Source organism: Streptomyces boncukensis, assembly GCF_011045075.1.
Classification (GTDB): domain Bacteria; phylum Actinomycetota; class Actinomycetes; order Streptomycetales; family Streptomycetaceae; genus Streptomyces; species Streptomyces boncukensis.
This window is the reverse complement of the sequence record NZ_JAAKZZ010000676.1, coordinates 1-3,295: the sequence shown is the minus strand read 5'-3', so window position 1 is coordinate 3,295 and position 3,295 is coordinate 1. Positions and strand designations below refer to the sequence as shown.

At 69.6% G+C, this 3,295-nt stretch carries 2 protein-coding genes; both read right to left on the bottom strand.

The genetic code is table 11. From position 1 onward, the window contains the following. On the bottom strand, positions 1–2,547 hold a 2,547-nt coding region (locus G5C65_RS34090), incomplete at its 3' end, for a type I polyketide synthase (RefSeq protein ID WP_165302930.1). Then, positions 2,537–3,295, bottom strand: a 759-nt coding sequence (locus G5C65_RS34085; protein ID WP_241266257.1) for a phosphopantetheine-binding protein, incomplete at its 5' end; no start/stop codon positions are given. The genes G5C65_RS34085 and G5C65_RS34090, both read right to left, overlap by 11 nt.

Sequence of the window (3,295 nt, the reverse complement as noted above, 5' to 3'; positions counted from 1 at the left end):
GCCCCAACCGGCGAAAACGCCCGCCCACTCGACCCCGACACCGGATGTCCACAGGCGGCTGATCGCACCCAGCGCGGACTCGCCCTCATCCCGGTCCTTGCGCAGCATCGGCACGAACACCGCATCGAGAGCCGTGTCCTGGGCCATACCGGACAGCACACCGTCCGGCCCCAACTCCAGGAACCGGGTCACACCGAACGCACCCGTGGCAGCGACACCGTCGGCGAAGCGGACCGTCTCACGCACCTGACGCAGCCAGTACCCCGGCTCCTGCATCACCCCCGGCTCGGCCACCGCACCCGTCAGATTCGACACCACCGGAATCCGCGCCGGGCTGAACGTCAACCCGGACAGGACAGCCGCGAACTCCTCCAGCATCGGCTCCATCAGCACCGAGTGGAACGCATGCGACACCCCCAGGGCGTTCACCCGCCAGCCCCGGGCGGCGCACTCCGCCGCATACCGCTCAACCGACTCGATGGCACCGGACAGCACCACGGACTCCGGGCCGTTCACCGCCGCCACATCCAGCCCGGAATCAGCGACATCCGCCTCGGCCGCCTGCACCGCCAGCATCCCGCCACCAGCCGGAAGCCCCTGCATCAAACGGCCACGCTCCGCGACCAGCGTGCACGCGTCATCCAGATCGAGAATCCCCGACACATGCGCGGCGACGATCTCACCCAACGAATGCCCCAGCACCACATCCGGGACCACGCTCCAGGACTCCACCAGCCGGTACAGGGCCACTTCGAGCGCGAACAACCCCGCCTGCGCCCACAGCGTGCCCTCCAGACCGACACCCTCGGTCAAGACCTGCCGAAGCGACGGGTCCAGGCGCGCACACACCGCGTCGAACGCCTCGGCAAACACCGGGAACTGCTCGTAGAGGCCCAGGCCCATCCCGGCACGCTGCGCACCCTGACCGGTGAACAGGAACGCCAACCGGCCCTCGCCGGACACCCCGGTCGCGAGCACACCGTCCCCGGCCAGCACCGCGCGGTGCTCCAATGCCGCGCGTGTGGTGGCCAGCGACCAGCCGACATCCACCGCATCCAGCTCCGGCCGCTGGGCCACGAACGACCGCAGCCGCGAAAGCTGCGCCTGCAACGCGGCCTCGGACTTCGCCGACACCACCCACGGCACCAGATCGGGTCGTTGTGCCGACGGCTCGGTCACCGGCTCCTGTCCGGCGTCCTCCGGCGCCTGCTCCAGGATGACGTGGGCGTTGGTGCCGCTGATCCCGAACGACGACACTCCCGCCCGCCGCGGACGATCGACCTCGGGCCACGAGCGCGCCTCGCTGAGCAGTTCCACCGCGCCCGCCGACCAGTCCACCTGCGGTGACGGCTCATCCACATGCAGTGTCGCCGGGAGCAGGCCATGCTGCATCGCCATGACCATTTTGATCACACCCGCGACACCCGCGGCGGCCTGCGTGTGAGCGATGTTCGACTTGACCGAGCCGATCCACAGCGGCTCGCCGCTCTCGCCACGGTTCTGGCCATAGGTCGCCGACAGCGCCTGCGCCTCGATCGGGTCACCGAGCCGGGTGCCGGTGCCGTGTGCCTCCACGGCATCGACGTCCGCGGTCGTAAGCTGAGCGTTGGCCAGCGCCTGCCGGATCACCCGCTGCTGCGACGGACCGCTCGGGGCTGTCAGACCATTCGACGCACCGTCCTGGTTGACGGCACTGCCCCGGACCACTGCCAGCACCCGGTGGCCGTTGCGCTGCGCGTCCGACAGCCGCTCCACCAGCAGCAGTCCGATGCCCTCGCCCCAGCCGGTGCCGTCCGCGGACGCCGCGAACGCCTTGCACCGGCCGTCGCCGGCCAGCCCGTCCTGCCGGTCGAACTCCACGAACGCCGCCGTGGTGGTCATCACGGTCACGCCGCCGACCACCGCCAGCTCGCACTCTCCCGACCGCAGTGCCCGCGACGCCAGGTGAAGTGCCACCAGTGACGACGAGCACGCCGTGTCCACGGTGACGGCGGGGCCCTCTAGCCCGAACGCATACGCTACGCGGCCGGAGATCACGCTGGCGCTGGCCCCGGTGGCGATGTATCCCTCCGCCTCGTCGGCGTCCAGCAGGGTCGCGTAGTCCTGGCCGTTCGTGCCGACATACACGCCAGTCCGCGTGCCCCGCGACGACCGCGGGTCGATCCCGGCGGATTCGAACACCTCCCAGGCCGACTCCAACAGCAGACGCTGCTGCGGGTCCATCGCCAGGGCCTCGCGCGGTGAGATCCCGAACAGCGCCGCGTCGAACCGGTCGGCGTCATGGAGGAATCCGCCCTGGCGGACGAAGTCGCCCTCGTCGCTCCAGCCGCGGTTGGCGGGGAAGTCGCCGATCCCGTCGACACCGTCACGCACCAGCCGCCACAGGTCGTCCGGCGAACTGACATCACCAGGGAAACGGCAGCTGACACCGACAATCGCGATCGGCTCGTGTTCGCGTTCCTCGACCTGGCGCAGTGAGCGGTGGGCCTGGCGCAGCTCGGTGGTCATCCACTTCAGCTGCTCAAGGAGTTGTGCTTCATCCGCCATGGCCGTCACCCTTCACGGGAGGTGTCTGAGCGCCGTTCACTTTCGGGCTCCCGAATTCCTTTTGGATCAGCTGCAGTACTTCGTCGGCGCTGGCCGCCTGATCCAGCGCGTCGTCGTCGGCGACTTCTTCGCCCGAGGCCGTGCCCTGCTTCCAGGTGGCCAGGAGGGTTTGCAGCCTGCCCGCGACGTCGAACCGCTCGCCCTCGGCGCGGGACAGCGTCAGCAGGCTGGCTTCGAGGCGATCGATGTCTTCGGCTACCGAGGCCGCTGCCTGCTGAGCTTCGTCGGGGGTGAGCTCCGCACGGAGTTGGTCGGCGAGGGCGTCGGGGGTGGGGTGGTCGAACACGAGGGTGGCCGGCAGTCCCAGGCCGGTCTGCGCGGACAGCTGGTTACGCAGTTCAACGGCCATCAGCGAGTCGAAGCCCAGATCCCGGAACGCACGCCCCGCTTCGACCGCCTCCACCCCAGCATGACCCAGGACCACCGCCGCCTGCGCCCGCACCAGATCCACCAGAATCTGCCGACGCTGTCCAACCGGAACCGCCACCAACTGCTCACGCAACCCCACCCCGGAAACCCGGCCCGACACCTCCACAGCACCAACAGCCTCGGGAAGCTCAGCAAACAAACGACTGGGACGCGCGGAGGCGAACGCCGGAACGAACCGCTCCCAGTCGATGTCCGCCACCATCACATCCGTACTCCCGCACTCAACAGCCTCCGCGAACGCCCGCAGAGCGAGCTCCGC